Source organism: Zhongshania aquatica (assembly GCF_027257955.1).
Classification (GTDB): Bacteria; Pseudomonadota; Gammaproteobacteria; order Pseudomonadales; family Spongiibacteraceae; genus Spongiibacter; species Spongiibacter aquatica.
Window position 1 is genome coordinate 34,249 of the sequence record NZ_JANZNQ010000015.1, and the last position, 19,470, is coordinate 53,718.

Annotated in this window: 20 protein-coding genes and 1 pseudogene; 15 read left to right on the top strand and 6 right to left on the bottom strand. The window is 49.0% G+C overall.

The features are described from left to right. Positions 1 to 32: 32 nt before the first annotated feature. The 3 genes from edd to zwf are packed head-to-tail and all read right to left on the bottom strand — an operon-like array spanning position 33 to position 4,016. Positions 33 to 1,868, bottom strand: a complete 1,836-nt coding sequence (gene edd / locus O9X78_RS14615) for a phosphogluconate dehydratase (protein ID WP_269620452.1) — start codon at positions 1,866 to 1,868, stop codon at positions 33 to 35. Continuing rightward, positions 1,868 to 2,563 carry a 6-phosphogluconolactonase gene (gene pgl / locus O9X78_RS14620; protein ID WP_269620453.1) on the bottom strand — a complete coding sequence of 232 codons (696 nt, stop codon included), beginning with the start codon at positions 2,561 to 2,563 and terminating at the stop codon, positions 1,868 to 1,870. The genes edd and pgl overlap by 1 nt, the downstream gene beginning before the upstream one ends. After that, on the bottom strand, positions 2,556 to 4,016 hold the full coding sequence (zwf, locus tag O9X78_RS14625) for a glucose-6-phosphate dehydrogenase (RefSeq protein WP_269620454.1): 1,461 nt from the start codon (positions 4,014 to 4,016) through the stop codon (positions 2,556 to 2,558). Before zwf ends, pgl begins: the two co-directional genes overlap by 8 nt. Positions 4,017 to 4,241: 225 nt before the next feature. Here zwf and O9X78_RS14630 point away from each other — a divergent pair, with 225 nt between their 5' ends. Continuing rightward, on the top strand, positions 4,242 to 4,838 hold the full coding sequence (locus O9X78_RS14630; protein WP_269620455.1) for a GNAT family N-acetyltransferase: 597 nt from the start codon (positions 4,242 to 4,244) through the stop codon (positions 4,836 to 4,838). A 23-nt stretch (positions 4,839 to 4,861) separates the two neighbouring features. Here O9X78_RS14630 and O9X78_RS14635 read toward each other — a convergent pair whose 3' ends face one another. The 3 genes from O9X78_RS14635 to flgA are packed head-to-tail and all read right to left on the bottom strand — an operon-like array spanning position 4,862 to position 6,381. Next, a complete protein-coding gene (locus O9X78_RS14635) occupies positions 4,862 to 5,290 on the bottom strand; it encodes a flagella synthesis protein FlgN (RefSeq protein ID WP_269620456.1) in 429 nt (142 codons plus the stop codon). Between the two features lie 2 nt (positions 5,291 to 5,292). Then, positions 5,293 to 5,595, bottom strand: a complete 303-nt coding sequence (gene flgM / locus O9X78_RS14640; RefSeq protein WP_269620457.1) for a flagellar biosynthesis anti-sigma factor FlgM — start codon at positions 5,593 to 5,595, stop codon at positions 5,293 to 5,295. A 60-nt stretch (positions 5,596 to 5,655) separates the two neighbouring features. Then, a complete protein-coding gene (gene flgA / locus O9X78_RS14645; RefSeq protein WP_269620458.1) occupies positions 5,656 to 6,381 on the bottom strand; it encodes a flagellar basal body P-ring formation chaperone FlgA in 726 nt (241 codons plus the stop codon). Positions 6,382 to 6,715: 334 nt separating this feature from the next. On the opposite strand from flgA, the gene flgB reads away from it, so the two are divergent. The 14 genes and pseudogenes from flgB to O9X78_RS21030 all read left to right on the top strand — a co-directional run bounded on the left by flgB (position 6,716) and on the right by O9X78_RS21030 (position 19,450). Beyond that, complete coding sequence (gene flgB, locus O9X78_RS14650) at positions 6,716 to 7,132, top strand: flagellar basal body rod protein FlgB (protein ID WP_269620459.1); 417 nt, start codon at positions 6,716 to 6,718, stop codon at positions 7,130 to 7,132. Positions 7,133 to 7,135: 3 nt separating this feature from the next. Further along, positions 7,136 to 7,537, top strand: coding sequence for a flagellar basal body rod protein FlgC (flgC, locus tag O9X78_RS14655; RefSeq protein WP_269620460.1), 402 nt, complete (start codon positions 7,136 to 7,138; stop codon positions 7,535 to 7,537). Positions 7,538 to 7,547: 10 nt separating this feature from the next. After that, positions 7,548 to 8,213 (top strand): flagellar hook assembly protein FlgD, encoded by a 666-nt coding sequence (locus tag O9X78_RS14660; RefSeq protein ID WP_269620461.1) that lies wholly within the window; start codon positions 7,548 to 7,550, stop codon positions 8,211 to 8,213. A gap of 55 nt (positions 8,214 to 8,268) precedes the next feature. Next, positions 8,269 to 9,486: a flagellar hook protein FlgE gene (flgE, locus tag O9X78_RS14665; RefSeq protein ID WP_269620462.1), complete on the top strand. Its 1,218-nt coding sequence runs from the start codon at positions 8,269 to 8,271 to the stop codon at positions 9,484 to 9,486. 34 nt (positions 9,487 to 9,520) lie between these two features. Beyond that, positions 9,521 to 10,264 (top strand): flagellar basal body rod protein FlgF, encoded by a 744-nt coding sequence (locus O9X78_RS14670; protein WP_269620463.1) that lies wholly within the window; start codon positions 9,521 to 9,523, stop codon positions 10,262 to 10,264. Between the two features lie 14 nt (positions 10,265 to 10,278). Continuing rightward, the gene (flgG, locus tag O9X78_RS14675; RefSeq protein ID WP_269620464.1) at positions 10,279 to 11,064 is read left to right on the top strand and encodes a flagellar basal-body rod protein FlgG; all 786 of its coding nucleotides are present in this window, start codon (positions 10,279 to 10,281) and stop codon (positions 11,062 to 11,064) included. A 71-nt stretch (positions 11,065 to 11,135) separates the two neighbouring features. Further along, positions 11,136 to 11,840: a flagellar basal body L-ring protein FlgH gene (gene flgH, locus O9X78_RS14680; RefSeq protein ID WP_269620465.1), complete on the top strand. Its 705-nt coding sequence runs from the start codon at positions 11,136 to 11,138 to the stop codon at positions 11,838 to 11,840. 11 nt (positions 11,841 to 11,851) lie between these two features. After that, on the top strand, positions 11,852 to 12,985 hold the full coding sequence (locus tag O9X78_RS14685; RefSeq protein WP_435056060.1) for a flagellar basal body P-ring protein FlgI: 1,134 nt from the start codon (positions 11,852 to 11,854) through the stop codon (positions 12,983 to 12,985). Between the two features lie 29 nt (positions 12,986 to 13,014). After that, complete coding sequence (locus O9X78_RS14690; protein ID WP_269620466.1) at positions 13,015 to 13,449, top strand: rod-binding protein; 435 nt, start codon at positions 13,015 to 13,017, stop codon at positions 13,447 to 13,449. A gap of 10 nt (positions 13,450 to 13,459) precedes the next feature. After that, positions 13,460 to 15,349 (top strand): flagellar hook-associated protein FlgK, encoded by a 1,890-nt coding sequence (gene flgK, locus O9X78_RS14695; RefSeq protein ID WP_269620467.1) that lies wholly within the window; start codon positions 13,460 to 13,462, stop codon positions 15,347 to 15,349. Between the two features lie 72 nt (positions 15,350 to 15,421). Further along, entirely contained in the window at positions 15,422 to 16,615 is a 1,194-nt protein-coding gene (gene flgL / locus O9X78_RS14700) for a flagellar hook-associated protein FlgL (protein WP_269620468.1), read from the top strand. A gap of 303 nt (positions 16,616 to 16,918) precedes the next feature. Continuing rightward, on the top strand, positions 16,919 to 17,311 hold the full coding sequence (locus O9X78_RS14705; RefSeq protein WP_269620469.1) for a hypothetical protein: 393 nt from the start codon (positions 16,919 to 16,921) through the stop codon (positions 17,309 to 17,311). A gap of 744 nt (positions 17,312 to 18,055) precedes the next feature. Further along, positions 18,056 to 18,466, top strand: a pseudogene (locus O9X78_RS21025) (flagellin N-terminal helical domain-containing protein); the annotation flags it as partial. 498 nt (positions 18,467 to 18,964) lie between these two features. Next, a complete protein-coding gene (locus O9X78_RS21030) occupies positions 18,965 to 19,450 on the top strand; it encodes a flagellin (RefSeq protein WP_435056062.1) in 486 nt (161 codons plus the stop codon). Positions 19,451 to 19,470 lie beyond the last annotated feature (20 nt).

Below are 19,470 nucleotides of genomic sequence, written 5' to 3' on the forward strand. Positions count from 1 at the left end.
CTACGTTGTGGCGCCCTATCTTGGCGCGATACTCAAATTAAAAATGTACCGGCACCTTCTTCTGCGGTAGCCACGTTGGCGCGCAATCCAGCAAATAAATCTCGACCATAGTTATCGCTGGCTGCTGGCGCCATATACTTGGCTGCTGGACGTAGCGCCAATTCATCTTCAGATATTAGTATCTCTAATTCCTCATTTTCGGCGTCGAGAACGAGCATGTCACCAGTTTGAATTTTAGCAATTGCTCCCCCTGCCATAGCTTCTGGATATAGATGTATCGCCGCAGGGATTTTGCCTGACGCGCCTGACATTCGCCCGTCTGTAACCAGCGCCACTTTAAAACCGCGCTCTTGTAATATGCCAAGATAGGGCGTGAGCTTGTGTAGCTCGGGCATACCGTTCGCCTTCGGACCTTGAAAGCGCACTACTGCGACAAAGTCATGCTCTAGTTCGCCAGCGTCGAAGGCGTCTTTCAGGGCGTCTTGGGTGTCGAATACCACGGCGGGTGCTTTAACATAGCGATGTTCCGGCTTTACGGCCGACACTTTTATAATGCTGCGACCTAGTTTGCCAGTCAGTAATTTCATGCCACCGTGGGGATCAAATGGATCAGTGGCAGGGCGCAAAACGGTATTGTCAGCGCTTAGGGATGGGCTATCCTGCCAGTGTAAACTCCCACCGGCTAAGCTGGGTGCCCGGCTATAATGATGCAGCCCCTTACCCCAGACTGTGTTCACGTCGGCGTGAAGTAAGCCGGCGGAAATGAGTTCAGCTATCACAAATCCGGTGCCGCCGGCGGCGTGAAAATGATTTACGTCGGCTTTGCCATTGGGATAGATACGGCAGAGGAGCGGTGTGGCCTCTGAAAGTTCAGCAAAATCTTGCCAGTCGATAATAATGCCCGCGGCTCGCGCTATCGCAATCCAATGGATACTGTGATTCGTAGAGCCGCCGGTAGCGAGCAGCGTAACAATGGCATTGACTAAGCTCCGCTCATCTACCACATCGCACAACGGTGTATAACTGGGAGTGAGTGCAGTGATTTTGCAAACCTGTCGCGCCGCAGCGCGGGTGAGTTCTTCGCGCAGGGCACCATGTGGCGGTACAAAGGCGGTGCCAGGAATATGTAAGCCCATGGCTTCCATCAGCATTTGGTTGCTGTTGGCGGTGCCGTAGAACGTACAGGTGCCTTCGCCATGATAGGCGCTGGCTTCGGCGTCTAATAATTCTTCACGGCCAACCTTCCCCTCTGCATAAAGCTGACGAATTCGGGCTTTTTCGTCATTACTCAGGCCGGTAGACATGGGGCCAGCTGGAATCATAATGAGTGGGAGATGACCGAAGCTCAGTGCGCCGATGAGTAAGCCGGGAACAATTTTATCGCACACACCTAAGCACAAAACTGCATCGAACATATTGTGGGTCAGGGCAATGGCAGTGCTCATGGCGATGGTGTCGCGGCTGAACAAGCTTAATTCCATGCCTTCTGCGCCCTGCGTAACGCCATCGCACATCGCTGGCGTAGCGCCAGCAAATTGAGCCGTACAACCTAGTTCCGCAACAGCGTTGCGAATAAGGTCAGGATAGTGCTCTAAGGGTTTGTGGGCTGACAGCATATCGTTGTAGGCACTAACGATGGCAATATTAGCCGCTTCCTCTAAGCGAATACGGTCTTTGTCCGCAGAACTACACGAGGCAAAACCGTGGGCTAAATTACTGCAGGAAAGCTGTCCTCGGAGAGGTCCTTTGCGGCGCATACTTTGGCATTTTTCTAAATACGCCGCGCGATGAGTTGCGCTCCGAAGACGGATGCGTTCAGTGACCGCGGTGATAACGGGATGCAGAGGGACGGTTGTCGGTGACGTCATTAGGGGGCCCAGTAGATGTCAACTGGCACTTGCTGCTGGCGCAAGACCATAGAAATAGGATGTTCGGAACCTTCGACCAAGGCCGCTTCCAGCACAGAGCGCTTGGTATTTCCGGTGATGTGCACCACTATTTTTTCGCTGTTAAATACGGCTGCCGGCGATAGACTTATTCGGGCGTAGGGCGCTGTGCTAGGGTGAACAGCAAAACAATGCTGGGAATGCGCTGCGCACAAATTGGGGTACTCTGGAGCGTCGTAAAACCACGATGCTGTGTGGCCATCTTCCCCCATGCCTAAATGCACAAGTGTGAGTGGCCACGCTAGACTATCTAGTTTTTCTTCAAGGGCATATTGACCATCGTCGGCGGTTTCTGCCGAGTTTTTAAGGGGTAAATAGCTGCATTTGGCCGCTTCGCCAGTAAGCAGGGTGTTACGTAACATCCCTTCATTGCTGCCTTCATGGTCAGCTGGCAGCCACCGCTCATCCACCAGCAGAGTTTGCACCGCAGACCAATTAAGTGGTGATTGGCTTAGTAGGCTAAACATATTTTGCGGGGTTGAGCCGCCGGATACGGCAATACTGGCACTGCCGTGGGTGTGTATAGCGATGTTTAGTGCAGATGCGATGTTTGCGGCTAGAGCTTGGTCGAGTTCATCTCGACTTGGAAAGAGTATCAGAGTCGGCTTATTACTCATGCCAGCTTCTCCCATGTTTCTCCGGGAGTGCCAGCGATGCATTTGGTCCCATGGTGCCTGCGGCATAGGGTTTAGTTTTGGTCCCCGCGTTTTGCCACGCTTCGATAATGCTGTCTACCCACGCCCAGCATGCCTCAACTTCGTCGCGGCGCATGAAGAGGGTTTGATCACCCTCTAACACATCCAGCAATAAGCGTTCGTATGCTTCGTGAGCCTGCAATTCATCGTACAAGTCTGCATCAAGTTTTAGTTCTACTTGCTCTAATTTTAGTTGTCTTCCCAGTCCTGGTTTTTTATTCACCTTGTACAGGGTGATATTTTCTTCCGGTTGCAGACGGATAACGAGTTTATTGGGAAGGTCATTTGGGTCGCCTTCAAATAGGCTGAAAGGATGTTTCTTTAATTCCACTATTATTTCTGAGTATCGCCGTGCCAGTCGTTTGCCAGTGCGCAGATAAAAAGGCGTCCCTTCCCAGCGCCAATTGTGTACATCGGCTTGTATGGCGACAAAGGTTTCAGTGTTGTTGCTGTCTTCGAAGCCGGTTTCGTCTAAAAAAGCGGCGACAGGCGCTGCGTTAACCGCGCCAGCGGTATATTGGCCACGAACCGTTTTAGCTTTCACATTGTCTGCGGTGATTGGCCGCAAGGCCTGTAGAACTTTGACTTTCTCGTCGCGAATGGTGTCAGCGCGTAAATTGGCAGGGGGTTCCATAGCAACCAAGCACAGTAGCTGTAACATGTGATTTTGAACCATGTCACGCAATGCGCCGGTTTTGGCGTAAAAGTCACCGCGACCTTCAACGCCAATATCTTCCGCAACGGTGATTTGAATATTGTCGATATATTGGCTGTTCCACAAGGGGCCAAATAGGGCATTACCAAATCGTAAAACCAGTAGATTTTGAACGGTTTCTTTGCCGAGGTAATGATCAATACGGAAAATATTTCTCTCGGGAAATACTTGTAGGACTTCGTGATTTATCTCGGTACACGTATCAAGATCGTGCCCTAGAGGTTTTTCTAAAACGACGCGGGAATGCTCATTGACTACACCAATACTGTGCAGATTACGGCAAATACTCGTGTAAAGGGTCGAAGACGTTGCTAAATAAAAGACCGTGGTGTTGTTTGGCTGTTTGTTTATGGCGTCAGCCAGACTGTGGTAGTCCTTGAGGCTGTTAACGTCTAACCGAATGTAGTGCAGTTTTTCAGAAAACTGTTGCCAATGTTTCTCGTCCCAGAAATGATTGGGAAGGAATTGGCGCATTTTTTCTTTGATAAGTGCTCGGTATTCGTCGGTGCTACTTTCACCACGACCCAATGCGATTATGGAGGAAACATCGTCCATAAGGCCTTCGCGCTGAAGTTTATACAGAGCAGGCTGCAACTTTCTGAGTGCGAGGTCGCCAGTGCCGCCAAAGATAACAAGCTGTGAAGATCGAGTGCTGGTCATCGCCAAATCTCTTTAAATTGAATGAGGCTGGTGACAAATTTTTCGAACTAATACTGACGGGCTGTGGCAGTATTTGCGTGAAAATTTGCCTTAGCTGTCTTTGAGCATAGAGGTTTTGAATCGCTTTTAATACCACTCTTACACATTTTTAAGCAGAAATTAGTGCTAAAGCCATGCTATATAAATACAGGACGGAATCGATATCAATAATGTGCGGGCGCAGTCATGACAATACGTAAAGCAAGAAGTGAAGACAGTGCGCAGGCAGCGCAGCTGGTATTTGCATCTGGACCAGTCACATTTGAACACATCTTTAGTCGCCAACATGGGCCATATATTGTGGACTTCCTGAGCAAGGAATTTGCCGATACGCGAACGATGTTTAGTCACGTACACCACAACGTTTATGAGCTTGATGGCGAGGTTGTGGGCAGTATTGGTAGTTTTGATGTGCCCAGTCATAGCAGTACCTTTTTGGGTAACGCTCGTGCAATTTTTATCAGCTACGGGTGGCGGGGTATTTTAAAGGGATTGATATTTGAATTGAGGTTGGTAAAAGCACCGCGCAAAGGCTGTTTATATCTTTGCCATATTGCCGTCCGAGAAAATTGCCGAGGCAAGGGCATTGCGGCAAAAATGATTAATTATATGGCGGCACAGGCGCGAGAGGGTGGATATCAAAGTCTTAGTCTTGATGTCGCTGAACAAAACGCCAATGCACTACGACTTTATCAACAAATGGGTTTTAAGGTATTGGCACGTAATAGAAGCTATAACAAGGTTCTTGATAACCACCTTTATATGGAAATGGCACTGTGCTGATGGCGCGACCAAGCTCTACTTATTTACGCTTTGCCTAGGGCCTGTTTTGCACCCGCATATTGGGCAGCGCCGCTAGCGCTGTAAAGTGTCGTTTCGGTGTTGACTGCGCCGAGAATTTCCAGGGCGCGCTGCTTGTAGCGTGCCTGCGCGCTGATATCTGACCCGACTTGAGTGTTCAAGCTCTGGCAGCGAGCCAAAATGGCGAGGCTGTCTTGCCAATCTTCATTGCTGTTGCTTAGGTCATTACCACCAGCTTCATCGACTATTTGACGGCGACGAAGCGCTAGCTGGTCTAAAGTCTGCACTAGATCCATTTTCTGAATGGCGAGCATTTCAATCATTTCAGCAGAGTCCGCGCGACTTAAGGTTGCTGCCTCTTTAAGGAGTACAGACTCAAGCTCTCTAGCATGCTTTTGAATATGTTGAAGTATGTCGCTTAGTTCAGTCATCATAATCAGGCGCCTGTCGTTGCTTCCATATTGATCATGGCTTCCGCTACTTTTTTGGCGTCGATATTAAATTCGCCATTTCTAATAGCGGTTTTAATGGCCTCTACTTTTTGGCGGTCGATGCCATCGCTGCTATTCACTTCCACCCTAGTGCGCTCCATAAGGGGTGTTTCGGTAATGGACGACGGATTACTGCCGATGGTTGACGTTTTGCTGGCGCCGACACTCTCCGGTTTATTTCCGTCAGTTCGCCCGCTATCTACTTTGCGGGGCTGACTCAGTGATGAGCCGTTTAATCGCTCGACCATGTCGGAATCCTCTCTATTGATAAGCCTACGCTCATTATATCGGCAGTCATAAAAAAAACTTTAGTTAAGTAGCACAACATTTTCTGATGCCACCACACCCTCTAATTGCTTCCCAGAGTTGAGGTTTTTTACCATTATTCGCGAACCCAATGCGCCATCCTGCATAGCAATTCCCATCATGCTTACACTGACGGGGCCTGTGTTGCTATTTAGCTGAACCCGTTGTCCCTTGCTGATAATACTGCTTGCCTCAACCATATTTGGTGTTAGTACCGCACCTTGGGCAATACTTCTCTTGCTGCGGTAGCCACCGCGATCTCCTAACGACTGCAAATATCCATATCCTAAGGCGGAAATGTCTCGTTGACTCCAGCTTACATCGCGTTCGCTTATCTCGCTGTTGGGTGCAATTGGGTGGCGCGCCACCATCACATTGGCGTAGGCCTCTACGGTGACGGGCAGATATATCTTCCACGGTTTTTTACCGTTGCAGCGCACGCCGACAGTTGTACGGCGTTTTATTTTTGCGCCCGATGACAAGAAGGCCTCAAGTTTAACTGGGCAGCGTAAAAGCTTCGTGCGTGGATCTAAGGCTTGCACAGTGATCTTAGTTTTCATTTTTTGCCATGGATGGCGGCTTGCAATATAGGCACTTGCCGTTTCTGAAATGCGTGCATGACTCTCTAGTTCACTGCCAGCTTGGGTGGCGGCGAATAGGTTTGTGCTAGCGAGGCTTATTAAGCAGCTTAGTAGAACAAGTGCATAGCAATGTGTTTGTTTTTTCATAGCATTTTAAGACGTCAAAGTTTTGTCGTTTTGTATCTATTTTCAACGGATGTAGCAATGGGTATGCCAGCTTGAAATTGTTTTTATCAGGGGGAGTAGGTGTTTTTACGGAGGAGGGGGGTTGCCGGAATTTTGCCATTAACGGCTTGAGTGTGCCGTTATTTTGGCAATACCAGTATTTTCTGTTTTTAACTTGTTGAAAATATTAAGTTAATTTTTCTGGCACGGGCCTTGCCTTGACTCTTGGTAGAGCGCAATTGAATGCTGAGAAAATTAATGATCTACGGGATAGATCGTCAGCAGAATGAATAACTTTAGAACGTTGGTGAAAAAAATGTCGATTAACTTTGATAAAGCACTAGGGATACATGAGCAGGCACTGCAAGTGCGTCAAAAGCGCAATGAAGTGCTCGCCATGAATATAGCAAATGCGGATACCCCTGGATACAAAGCGCAGGACATAGATTTTAAAGCGGTTCTTTCCCAGTCGGCGGCGGGCGGAAATCAGCTGCAATTGGCAATGCGGACGACTAACAGTGGTCATATCCAGGCGGCGAGTGCCGGCGCGGATACACTGCCGATGGATCTTAAATATCGAGTTCCCACTCAGCCATCTGAAGATGGCAATACTGTGGATACGAGTATGGAGCAGGCTGAATTTGCCGATAACGCGATGCGTTACCAAGCGACGCTGTCTTTTTTGAGTAGCCGCTTTAGCGGAATGAAATCTGTTTTGCAGGGAGGTCGCTAAGTTATGGCTAATCCATTAAATGTCGCCGCGTCTGCCATGAACGCACAAATGCTTAGACTAAATACCGTCGCCAGTAATATGGCGAATGCCGACACGGTGAGTAGCAGTGAAGAAAGTGCATATCGTTCTCGTCAGCCTGTTTTTTCTACCGTGATGAACCAACAGCGAGAAGTGGTTGGGATCGCAGTAACGGGTGTGGTTGAGAGCGATGCGGCTGTCGAAAAACGTTATGAGCCCGGCCATCCACAGGCAGATGCCGACGGCTATATCTACAGTTCTAATGTAAATACGATGGAAGAAATGGCAAATATGATGTCTGCATCGCGGGCTTATCAAAATAATGCTGAAGTTTTTTCTACCACTAAAACACTTATGCTGCGCGCCTTGCAGCTCGGCCAGCAGTAGGAACTAAATTATGGAACTGCGTACGATTGAAGATCTTCAACTGCAGAGTGCTGCGAGTAAAGCTAAGAAAGACGCCTCGTCGCTCGATCAAGATGATTTTATGAAGCTCATGCTGCAACAGCTAAAGAGTCAGGACCCGTTGAATCCGACCGATAACACTGAATTCATTAGTCAGATGGCCCAGCTAACGTCGGTTAGTGGCATCAGTGAAATGAATGAAAACTTGTCAGGCTTGACTCAATCCTTGTACTCCGCCCAGTTGCTGGATGCCTCTTCCTTGATTGGTAAAGAGGTCTTGCTAGAAACCGATGTGGCCGCTTTGCCACCTAGCGGCAACGTAGAAGGTCAGGTTAGCTTGAGCACCAGTACTACGGCGTTAGATATCGAAATTCTCTCGCCCACAGGTGAAGTTGTCGGCAAAGTCCCATTAGGTCCACAACGCGCGGGAACGATCGGGTTCGAATGGAATGGTGTGGGTTTGAATGGAGAGCGCATGCCGCCAGGCACCTATCAGATTCGCGCTAATTACCTAAACGGCAATACCAGAGAGGCAGTATCCACACAAATACGCAGTGAAGTGCAGAGCGTGAGCGTGCCAGCTGCGGGCGGATCGCCTCAGGTACAGGTGCAAGGTTTAGGTACCGTGAGCATGTCGCAAATTTTAGAAATCAGCTAAGCGGTAATGACGCCGTTACGCACATAACAGATGTTTTTAGACCAGGAGTAGGCCCATGAGCTTTCGTATTGCACTGAGTGGATTAAACGCCGCATCGTCACACCTTGATGTCACCGCGCACAATATTGCCAACGTCAATACGGCGGGCTTTAAAGGATCGCGGGTGGCATTCGCAGATGTATATGCTACATCCAATAACGATGTCACCAAGACCACGCCTGGCGCTGGTGTGCGCTTAAATACGATTACCCAAGAGTTTTCTCAGGGTAACGTCGACTTTACCGATAATAATTTAGACCTTGCGATTTCGGGCGAGGGTTTCTTCACCATGAAAGGGTCCAGTGGTGTCAGTTACACCCGCGCAGGTTCTTTTAGTGTCGATCGCGATGGCTTTGTTGTGAATAACAATCTAGAGCGCTTGCAGGTCTTCCCACCCTCTGGGGATGGCAGTTTCTCTACTGGGTCACTAAGTGATTTGAAATTGCAGGTCTCGGAAAATGCACCGGCCGCCACAACACGTGCTGAGATAGGTGTGAACTTGCCGGCCAATGCCCCCGTGCCTGCGGCAACACCATTTGATCCAACACTGCCTACAAGCTATAACCATGCGACGTCGCTGACGGTATACGATTCTCTGGGTACTCAACATACCGCGACTTTGTATTTTGTAAAAGACGCGGCGGCGAATAGCTGGAATCAGCAGCTGTATGTCGATAATAACCCCGTCGGTGGCCCTAATCCGGTGAGCTTTAGCAATGCTGGTGAATTGCAAGTTCCAGCCTCAGGCCTAATTTCCTACCCTTCCTATGATCCAGGTAGTGGAGCTGCGAACCTTGACTTGAGCTTTGACTTTACGGCGACCACGCAATACGGCAAAGAATTCGGTGTTAACAACTTACAGCAGGATGGTTTCACCACTGGCCGGTTAACGGGTATTGAAGTGGACACCACTGGCATCATATCTGCCCGGTTTACCAATGGTCAGTCTAAGCAACTTGGTAGAGTTGCTATGGCGAGTTTTTCTAACCCGAACGGTTTGCAGCAACAGGGTGATACCTCCTGGGCAGAAACCTTCGCCTCGGGCGGTGCTCGTGTGGGTGAAGCGGGTTCTTCAAATTTTGGTTTGCTGCAGTCGGGCGCGCTGGAAAGCTCCAACGTTGACCTGACAGCTCAGCTGGTTGAAATGATTACTGCGCAGCGCAACTTTCAGGCGAACACCCAAATGATCCAGACAGCTGATGCGGTAACGCAGGCGATTATTAACATCCGATAGTCGCGTTGATCGCGTGGACTGAACGGGAGGGTTTATGGATAAGTTACTTTACATAGGCATGATGGGTGCTAAAAACACCCAACAGGCGCAGGCAACGAACGCCAATAACTTGGCGAACGTCAGCACGGCCGGCTTTCGTGGTGACTTTCAGAACATGCTCTCCCGCCAAGTTGCTGGTCCGGGTATGGAAACGCGGTTTAACTCTGTGCTTGAAGGACAAGCAAGCGACTTTTCTACAGGTGTTGTAACCACAACCGGTCGTGATTTGGATGTGGCGATTCGCGGCGAGAAAGGCTGGTTTGCCGTGCAGGCCAGTGATGGCAGCGAGGCATACTCTCGTCGCGGTGATTTTAAAATCAGCGCTGACGGTATGCTTTTGAATGGCGCCGGTCAGCCAGTAATGGGTGACGGTGGTCCGGTCGCTATTCCAGAACACAAAAGCTTAATGATCGGCGAAGACGGCACAGTGTCTATTGTGCCGCTTGGACAGGGGCCTGAGTCAGTAGCAACTGTTGATCGCATTCGTCTTGTGGATGCCGCACCGGCAGATTTACAAAAAGGTGAAGACGGTTTGATGCGTATGCGTAACGGTGGTGTTGCACCGACCTCATCTGAAATACGCATTAGTTCAGGTAGCTTAGAGGCTTCCAACGTAAATACCGTCGATGCCATGGTCACTATGATTTCATTGGCGAGACAGTTTGAAATGCACGTCAAAGTTATGAGCGCCGCAGAATCAATGGCAGAAACAGGCAGCCGTTTGCTGCGTTTGGAATAAAGAGGAATTAAATTATGAATTCATCACTTTGGGTTGCAAAAACCGGTCTTGATGCACAGCAAACCCGCATGCAGGTTGTGAGTAACAACTTAGCTAACGCGAATACCACAGGCTTTAAACGTGATCGCGCCTCGTTCGAAGATTTGCTATACCAAAATATGCGCCAAGTCGGCGGTCAAACTTCACAGCAAACCCGTTCACCGAGCGGCATGCATGTTGGTACCGGTGTGCGAGTGGTGTCCACCGAAAAGATTTTCGCCCAGGGCACTATGACCCAAACGAACAACTCGCTGGACGTTGCAATTAATGGCCGTGGCTTTTTCCAAGTGCAAATGCCGGATGGCACTGCGGCCTATACCCGCGATGGCTCCTTTCAGTTAGATGACCAAGGTCAAATAGTTACCAATACCGGCAATATTGTAGATCCGGGTATTACGGTTCCTCAGGGCGCCTTAAGTGTCACGGTAGGTTCAGACGGCGTCATTAGCGCGGTACTTGCGGGCAGCGCCTCGCCAGTGCAGCTTGGCAGTTTTCAACTTGCCGATTTTGTTAATGCCTCTGGCTTACAGGCCCGTGGAGAGAATTTGTATATGGAGTCTGCCTCTAGCGGTGCGCCGCAGACCGGCACACCTGGTTTGAGTGGCCTTGGTACTCTTCAGCAGGGCGCCTTAGAAGGTTCGAATGTGAATGTGGTTGAAGAGCTGGTGAATATGATTGAAACCCAGCGTGCTTATGAAATGAACTCAAAAGCCATCGCCACCAGTGACCAGATGATGCAATACGTGAATAACAATTTATAAGTGACATCTGAATAGTCTTGTATAGCAAGGTTAGTAAGATAGTACTTGAATGAAAAATGCAGGCAATTACGATGACTAAACCCACAGTAAGCAACATGCAAATCATAAAGGCCTTGATGGCAATAGCCGTTGTTAGTCTGATGTCTGCGTGTTCGTCAGCGCCAGCGAAAGATCAAACTGCGGATTACGAGTCTGCAGCGCCGCCGGCCATTGCCGACGACAGCAATAATATGGGTTCTATCTACCGCTCAGGTTACGGCATGAGTTTATTTCTTGATCGCCGCGCCCGCCAGGTTGGCGACATCATTACGGTGACCCTTGAAGAAAAGACCGATGCATCTAAGTCATCGAGCACTGCAACCGGAAAGGAGAGCAATATCTCTGTTCCGACAGTAACTCTACTTGGCCGGGGTGTAACGCACAATGGTGTGCCGATTCTGTCCTCTGGCGTGTCATCTGACCAGGATTTTTCAGGGCAGGGTACCAGCAGTCAAAGTAATAGCTTAACTGGCAGTATTACGGTGACCGTGTCTGAAGTGTTGCGCAATGGCAGTCTCCGCGTACGCGGTGAAAAATGGGTAACGATCAATCAAGGTGAAGAATTTATACGCATAAAAGGCATAGTGCGCCCAGAAGATATCGGTGCCGATAACGCAGTGCCATCGTACAAAGTAGCTGATGCTCGCATTACCTATAGTGGTAAAGGCGCACTGGCAGACGCAAATTCCATGGGCTGGCTGGGACGTGTATTCCAGTCTGTATTGTCGCCCTTTTGAGGTACGCCAACATGTCTGCATTTAATAAATTGACGAGTTTTCGTAACACATTCCTAGCGATGACTGTGGTGTTGAGTTGTTATATTCCAGCCGCAAGTGCGGAGCGTGTTAAGGACTTAGTAAATGTCGCGGGCGTGCGCGAAAACCAGTTGGTAGGTTATGGCTTGGTGGTCGGCTTGAGTGGCACTGGTGACCAGACTAGTCAAGCACCCTTTACGATTCAAAGTATTCGCAATATGTTGACCGGCTTCGGTGTACGGGTACCAGACAACGTGAATCCACAATTAAAAAACGTGGCTGCGGTGACTGTACACGCAAGTTTACCTGCCTTCTCTAAGCCTGGTCAGACAATCGATGTAACGGTTTCGTCTATCGGTAATGCAGCAAGCTTGCGCGGCGGTAGTCTATTAATGGCGCCGATGATGGGTGCTGATGGTCAGGTTTACGCAGTAGCGCAGGGCAGTCTTTTAGTTGGCGGCTTAGGTGTGTCGGGCGCCGATGGTTCACGGGTAACCGTCAATATCCCCAGCGCCGGTCGTATTCCAAACGGCGCCATTGTGGAACGTGCTGCGCCAAGTGTGATGTCGGCTAACGGTGAGATTATGCTGAATCTGAAGAAATCAGATTTCACCACCGCTCGTCGTTTAGCAGAAGAAATTAATTCAAAATTTGGTCCCGGTACGGCGAGCGCAATGGATTCCGCCACGGTGAAAGTACAGGGGCCAAGTAATCCTGATCGCAGCGTAACGTTTATCTCGATGTTGGAAACACTGGAAATCACCCCAGCTGAGGCAGGTGCTCGGGTTGTGGTTAATTCGCGCACAGGCACCATTGTTATTGGTGGTAATGTTCGCGTTTTGCCTGCGGCGGTCAGTCATGGCTCCTTGACCGTGTCGATTTCGGAAAGTGTCGAAGTATCGCAACCCGGTGCGTTTTCTCGCGGTGGCGAAACGGTTGCCGCTCAGAAGTCGAATATCGATGTACAGGAAGCGGGCTCACGTATGTTTTTACTTGATGCCGGCGTGACCTTAGAAGACATCGTAAAGGCAATCAATAATGTGGGCGCCTCGCCAAGTGATTTGGTGGCGATTCTCGAGGCCTTGGATCAGGCTGGCGCCTTGCGCGCTGAGCTACTGGTTATATAGATCAGAGCTGGATACGAGGGTAAAACGCAATGGACGTTAAAGCAGCAGGCAACTATCACGACTTCTCGGGTTTGGCATCGCTACGTCGCGACGCTGAAGCAAGCCCCGAGGCCGCGATTGAACCAGTTGCTAAACAGTTTGAAGCCTTGTTTCTACAAATGATGTTAAAGAGCATGCGTGCAGCGGTACCCGATGGCGGTTTATTTAGTGATAGCAGTGTCGAAGTGTATGAAGAAATGCTCGATAGCCAGTTATCCGTAACACTGTCGGATCAAGGTGGTATCGGTATGGCAGAGGCTATTGTAACTCAATTAAAAGGCCCTACAGATCAAACTGCGAGTGTTGAGGGCGCTGGGCTAAGTGGCGAAGGGGCAGCCTTGCGCAGTCGCTTGCAACAGCTCGGTGGTATGGAACGCAGTATTCAGGATTTTAGCCTGACGGCCGATAAGTCGTTTGGGCAATAAGGGGTAAACCATGGGTGATATGTTAGGTAATGCCTTGTCGGGACTGGTGTCTTATCAGCGTGCCTTGGCGACCACCAGTCATAATATTGCCAATGCAGACACTGAAGGTTATAGCAGTCAGAAGGTCGACTTTGCTACTCGTGTACCCTCGCAATCTGGGAATTTAACCATTGGTTCCGGTGTTAAGGTGTCTTCGGTCAGTCGCGTGTACGACAGTTTTACTGTTGATCAGCTGCGTAATTCTCAAGCGGCCTTTTCGCAGGCAGACAGTTACTATCAGCTTGTCGCACAAGTCGATAACACCTTGGCAGATTCTGATTTGGGACTCAGTGCATCCCTATCGCGATTTTATAATAGTTTACAAGATGTTGCTGACGACCCGTCTTCTATCTCGGCTAGGCAGCTAATGTTGGCCGAAGCCCAAGGCTTGGGTGATCGTTTCGCCGATATGTCTTCACAGATTGACAGTTTAAGTCGGGAAGTGAATACCCGTATTTCAGCGTCGGTCAGTGATATTAATGATCTCAGTGCTCAAATTGCTGAAATCAACTTGATGATTAGCAAGTCTCAGGGCCAGTTTGGTTCAGAAGCTAATGATTTACTCGATCAGCGCGATCAGGCTTTGTTATCACTCAATGAACTGATTGGTACGACGTCGGTTGAGCAGGGTGATGGCAGCGTTAGCGTTTTTATCGGTAATGGCGAAGCGCTAGTGCTAGGCGAGCGCGCGATTAAAATGAAAGCGGTAACCAATGTTTTTGAGCCTGGACGCATTGAGATTGCCATGGAGGCTGGCAATAAGTTTTCAGAAATTAGCGACAGCATTCGTGGTGGCAGTTTAGGTGGAACCCTGAGTTTTCGCGATGGCGTCTTAAACGACACCCGTAATGAGTTGGGTAGAATCGCGATTGCGATATCGGACTCACTGAATAGCTTGAATCGTTCAGGTATGGATTTAAAAGGTGGTCAGGGCTCGGATATATATAGCGTGCCGGATCCTGAGGTTTATCGCAGTAGAAACAATACCAGCGGCGCGGAATTGAGTGCCCAAATAACCGATATTTCGGCTTTAGATGGTAATAATACGTTGATTCGCCTAGATGGCGCCGGTTGGCGTTTCTATGACGAAAGTTCGGGTACAGAAATTACGGGTGTTACCGGAACGGGTACCGTTGCCGATCCGTTTGAGTTTAATGGCTTGCAAGTCAGCTTCAACTCAGCGGCGGCGGTGGGAGATCAGTTTTTACTTAAGCCCACGCAAGCTGCGGCAGATGGTTTGAAGGTTGTCATGACTGATCCCGCGGGTATTGCCGCGGCGGCGGCAACCCGCAGCACCGTTGATTTAGATAATATTGGTTCTGGCAAAATTTCTGAAACGGATGTGGTGGATAGCGCTAATCCTAATTTGCTAGATGATGTAGATATTGAATTTTTAAATGCGAACACCTATCAGATTAACGGCGCCGGAAGTTTTAGTTTTACGTCGGGGTCGGAAGTTACTATTAATGGAAATAAGGTCACCATTACCGGCACGCCTGTAGCGGGTGATCATTTCTACATTGGTGCAAATACCAATGCCTTGGGCGACAACCGAAATCTGTTAAAAATGGCAGCGGCGGAAAGTAATAAAATTCTGAACGGTGGTACCGCCAGTATTCAAGACACAGTAAATGGCTTGGTGGGTGATATTGCGGTTGCGACCCGCAGTGCTCAGATAAATCGCCAGTCGCAAGAGAACTTGTTGACGCAAACTAGCACCAATCATCAAGCAATTTCTGGTGTGAACTTAGATGAAGAGGCGGCAAATCTATTGAAGTTTCAGCAGGCTTATCAGGCGGCGGCACAGGCGGCGAGCGTGGCCAACGATTTGTTCCAAGCCCTGATGGGTGCGTTTCGCTAAGGTTTGAATCTTGATTGAAAAAAGTAACAGGACAGGCCGGATTAACGACATGCAGTTGCAGAGAGTAGAGCGATGAGAATTTCAACAAGCCAAATGTACACCAATAGTGTTAACAGTATGCTTAGCCAACAAACCAAGTTGGCGGCAACGCAGCAACAATTGTCGACAGGAAAACGTGTTCTCAGTCCTTCGGACGACCCCGTTGGTGCCGTGCGCAGCCTTGAACTGAATCGTGCTCAGGATCAAACAGATCAGTATTTGCGTAATGCTAATTTACTGGATAGTCGTCTTCGCCTTGAAGAGAGTGTGGTGGGCAGTAGCATAGATGTGGTTCAGCGCATCCGTGAACTCACTGTGCAGGCTAATAATGACTCGCAAAGCAATGACTCCCGTGCGTCCATCGCGCTAGAACTTCGCCAGCAATTAGATAATCTGCTGAGCTATGCCAATACTAAAGACAGTAGTGGCCATTATATATTTGCCGGTTACCAAGAAGGCAGTGCAGCGTTTTCTAAAACCGCTGATGGCTATATCTATAACGGTGACGATGGTCAGCGTCAACTGCAAATAGGTCCCTCGCGCCTTATGGCAGATGGCGATCCAGGCTCCGATGTCTATATGGGTATTCTGAATGGCAACGGCCAGTTTATTGCAGCGGCGGACGCTAGCAACACGGGTACGGGCATTATCAACGCAGGTAGCGTTGCCGATGTGCAAGCTTTTAACCACTCGTCACTGACGATTCGGTTCACCAGTGAAACACAGTACGACGTTGTTGATGGTGGTGGCGCGGTAGTTGATAGCGGCGATTATCTTAGCGGAGGCGACATTCTCGTTGCTGGCATGGCGGTAAGCGTGACAGGCGCGCCGGCCACAGGTGACGAATTTACCCTGAGACCATCTAAGCGCCAAGATCTATTTTCGATGGTCGAATCTTTGGCGCTAGCCTTAGAAACACCGCGTAAGAATCAAACGGAACGTGCTGCGCAACACAATGAGATCAATACGGCGTTAAGTGGGTTCGATCAGGCTATTGACCATTTAATTCAGAAACAATCGAATATTGGCGCGAGGATGGAATCGCTTGAGCGCCAGTCAGATATCAATACCGGGGCGAATCTTCAAATATCGGAGAGCCTCAGCCTCATTAATGACCTAGATTATGCTGAGGCCATTTCCCGCTTTAGTCAGCAGCAGGCTTCTTTACAGGCGGCGCAGCAAGCGTTTGCTAAGACTCAGGGTTTGTCATTGTTTAATTATTTGTAAGTGGTAGCGAAGCTATAATCCTGAACAATAACGCACCCAAGGGTCAGCTTTGACTATACATTGGTTGAAATAAGCTTTGCATAGTTTTGCTTGCTACCTCGATACTCGCCTCCCGTTTTATATTATTCGTAGACCTACATCTACACTAACTTTCACTGCGTATATTGCATCCAGTGATGCTCGTACTACAGTTGTATTCTGCAGTAGTTATAACCAATAATAACAAGCAAAAAAAGAAACGATGTGCCGTCTTGCGCGTTGACTAAAGCACCGTCCATCGTCATATAACGGGATGATTATTCAATGAATACAAGGTATAAACCGTCTAAGTTCCTATGGGCAGCCATTGTATTGTGCGTGCTTGTATTGATCGCCCATGAATTGCTCGGCGCGCCCATGGTATTGCCTCCGCTGTCTGCTGCCGATTTGGCGGCGGATGTCATTTGGCTTCATCATTTTTCTTGGCACGTTGGGTCGATCGCAATCATAGCGATGATCGCTTTATTTATTCTCGCTACGAAAAAGCCGGAAAACTTATTGATGGCAACGGTGGCAACTGCCATGAGTGTTGGCTTTGCACTACTTGGGCTTAGTTTGGCGATAGTCGGTGATAAGGCGCTTTGGGGTACGCCTGCACCCTATGCTTGGTGCATAGTCGCGATTCTTGGAAGTCTTGGGATTCTCAGAACGCGGTGAGTTGGAAGAGCACGCGACCGATATAATAATAGCTACGTAGGTTTGTCTTGACAAAACAGGTCTTGAATCACGTCAACTCCACAAAGTTTTATGGATTACGCGCGCGGTACGACTCCTCGTCACAAGGGTTTTCGTCGTCGCCAACGAAAGTGTAAGTACACAGATATTCAACAATTCTAGTCTTTTTCTAAAGAATTTGGTCCTAAGCCCAATTCATTCCCGTTTGTTAAGTTATGACTTTTCATACTCCTAGGTTAAAAAATCGAACTTGTTTGTTGGCGTTCAGTAAGCTGTGTGCAACCCGTCGATCATATGGCCTTTATAAATAAACTGAATTGAGAGGGCCATATTAATGCGGGTAGTAGATTACGTTGGAGTATATATGTACGTTTTGAGTGTCTTTATAAAATGGCGCTCAGATGTTGAGTCCGCCTCTAGTCAAAGGATAGTCCCCCCACATCGACGTCAAGGTGCTTAGAAATACGTCGCGCTTTTTTACTTTAGTTTTCGGTCTACCAGTCGATACGACTAAAGTCCGGTGTGTTTATGGCATTTAGCTGCCAAAATCAGTGGTTTTTGCAGTTTAATACTGACCCAAATGCGTACATCTACTTACAAAATAAACTTAAAGATCTTCCCGAAATCTCCGTTATATGGGGTGAAAGCAAATCACAGCCAATCGGGCTGGTGCTTAATCAAAGACTAATCGTCTTTATACCGCATAGAGTGGAAAGGAGATTTACCATGGCCCTAAGTATCAACACCAATGTTGCGTCACTGAATGCACAGCGTAACCTGCAAAAGTCGCAAGAAACATTGAACACTTCACTGCAGCGCCTTTCTACTGGCCTGCGTATTAACAGCGCAAAAGATGATGCGGCCGGTTTGGCGATCACTACGCGCTTCACAACCCAAATCAACGGTTTGAACCAAGCGGTTCGTAATGCCAACGACGGTATCTCACTAGCTCAAACTGGTGAAGCGGCCATCGACGAAATTACTAACAACTTACAGCGTATTCGTGAGCTAGCAGTTCAGTCAGCTAACTCAACCTACTCTGCCTCTGACCGCCAAGCACTAGACTCTGAAGTACAGCAGCGTTTAGCAGAAATCGACCGTATCGGCAGCCAAACTTCCTTTAACGGAACCAAGCTTCTCGACGGTAGCTTCGGCAGCGCGAGCTTCCAAGTAGGTGCAAACGTCGGTGAAACCATCAGCGTTAACTTGGCAACGGGTGTTAAATCTAACCAGATCGGCCAAATTGCTAGCGCCACTGGTACAGCAACCTCTGCAGCGATTCCTGCTAACACCCTTAGTCTTGCCGTCGGATCTGGTGAGGCAGTTGTTATCGACGCGTCGGTAGCAGGTAACGGTGCAGGTCAAACTGCAGCAAGTGCCTACTCTAAAGCAGACGCGATCAACTCAGCCGGTGTGTTTGGCTTGAGCGCGACAGCGACTAACGAGAGCACCCTGGCCTTCACTGATATTGGTGGTTCTGCGACAGACACTTACGCACTAACCATTAACGGTGTGGATGTCTACGACGCAGGTACTGATGCTTCAACAGCAATCGATATTGATGCCTTCGTGAACACTGTAAACCAAAAATCGGTTGAAACCGGTGTGACGGCGAGTGTATCGGGCACTGATGTTGTGTTCACTGCAGCAGATGGCCGCGAGATTGCCCTTGACGAAACCACGGTTGTTGGTGGTGTTGGTGATAACACCAGCTACGGGTCTGTAACGCTGTCATCTTCTGACACTATCGCAGTTGTCGGTGGCACTACCATCGGTATAGCTGACGGTACGGTTGCAAAAGACACAACTACCTTGTCTTCGGTATCGGTATCTTCAGTCGCTAACTCAAACGACACGATTCAACGGATCGACTCGGCTCTGAGTTCAGTAAGTAACCTACGTAGCGAGTTCGGTGCGGTCCAAAACCGCTTTGAATCCACTATCACTAACTTGCAAACGATCTCTGAGAACCTGTCTGCATCACGTGGTCGGATTCTAGATGCTGACTTTGCTGCGGAAACCGCAAACCTGACTAAAGCGCAGATCCTACAGCAGGCTGGTACCGCCATCCTTGCTCAGGCAAATGCGCTTCCACAGGCTGCCTTAAGTCTGCTGCAGTAAGCTAAACCCGAGGAGTTCCC

Coding starts and splice junctions, on each gene's coding strand:
- edd (WP_269620452.1), bottom strand. CDS start 1,868: ATGACGTCACCGACAACCGTCCCTCTGCATCCCGTTATCACCGCGGTC.
- pgl (WP_269620453.1), bottom strand. CDS start 2,563: ATGAGTAATAAGCCGACTCTGATACTCTTTCCAAGTCGAGATGAACTC.
- zwf (WP_269620454.1), bottom strand. CDS start 4,016: ATGACCAGCACTCGATCTTCACAGCTTGTTATCTTTGGCGGCACTGGC.
- O9X78_RS14630 (WP_269620455.1), top strand. CDS start 4,242: ATGACAATACGTAAAGCAAGAAGTGAAGACAGTGCGCAGGCAGCGCAG.
- O9X78_RS14635 (WP_269620456.1), bottom strand. CDS start 5,290: ATGATGACTGAACTAAGCGACATACTTCAACATATTCAAAAGCATGCT.
- flgM (WP_269620457.1), bottom strand. CDS start 5,595: ATGGTCGAGCGATTAAACGGCTCATCACTGAGTCAGCCCCGCAAAGTA.
- flgA (WP_269620458.1), bottom strand. CDS start 6,381: ATGAAAAAACAAACACATTGCTATGCACTTGTTCTACTAAGCTGCTTA.
- flgB (WP_269620459.1), top strand. CDS start 6,716: ATGTCGATTAACTTTGATAAAGCACTAGGGATACATGAGCAGGCACTG.
- flgC (WP_269620460.1), top strand. CDS start 7,136: ATGGCTAATCCATTAAATGTCGCCGCGTCTGCCATGAACGCACAAATG.
- O9X78_RS14660 (WP_269620461.1), top strand. CDS start 7,548: ATGGAACTGCGTACGATTGAAGATCTTCAACTGCAGAGTGCTGCGAGT.
- flgE (WP_269620462.1), top strand. CDS start 8,269: ATGAGCTTTCGTATTGCACTGAGTGGATTAAACGCCGCATCGTCACAC.
- O9X78_RS14670 (WP_269620463.1), top strand. CDS start 9,521: ATGGATAAGTTACTTTACATAGGCATGATGGGTGCTAAAAACACCCAA.
- flgG (WP_269620464.1), top strand. CDS start 10,279: ATGAATTCATCACTTTGGGTTGCAAAAACCGGTCTTGATGCACAGCAA.
- flgH (WP_269620465.1), top strand. CDS start 11,136: ATGACTAAACCCACAGTAAGCAACATGCAAATCATAAAGGCCTTGATG.
- O9X78_RS14685 (WP_435056060.1), top strand. CDS start 11,852: ATGTCTGCATTTAATAAATTGACGAGTTTTCGTAACACATTCCTAGCG.
- O9X78_RS14690 (WP_269620466.1), top strand. CDS start 13,015: ATGGACGTTAAAGCAGCAGGCAACTATCACGACTTCTCGGGTTTGGCA.
- flgK (WP_269620467.1), top strand. CDS start 13,460: ATGGGTGATATGTTAGGTAATGCCTTGTCGGGACTGGTGTCTTATCAG.
- flgL (WP_269620468.1), top strand. CDS start 15,422: ATGAGAATTTCAACAAGCCAAATGTACACCAATAGTGTTAACAGTATG.
- O9X78_RS14705 (WP_269620469.1), top strand. CDS start 16,919: ATGAATACAAGGTATAAACCGTCTAAGTTCCTATGGGCAGCCATTGTA.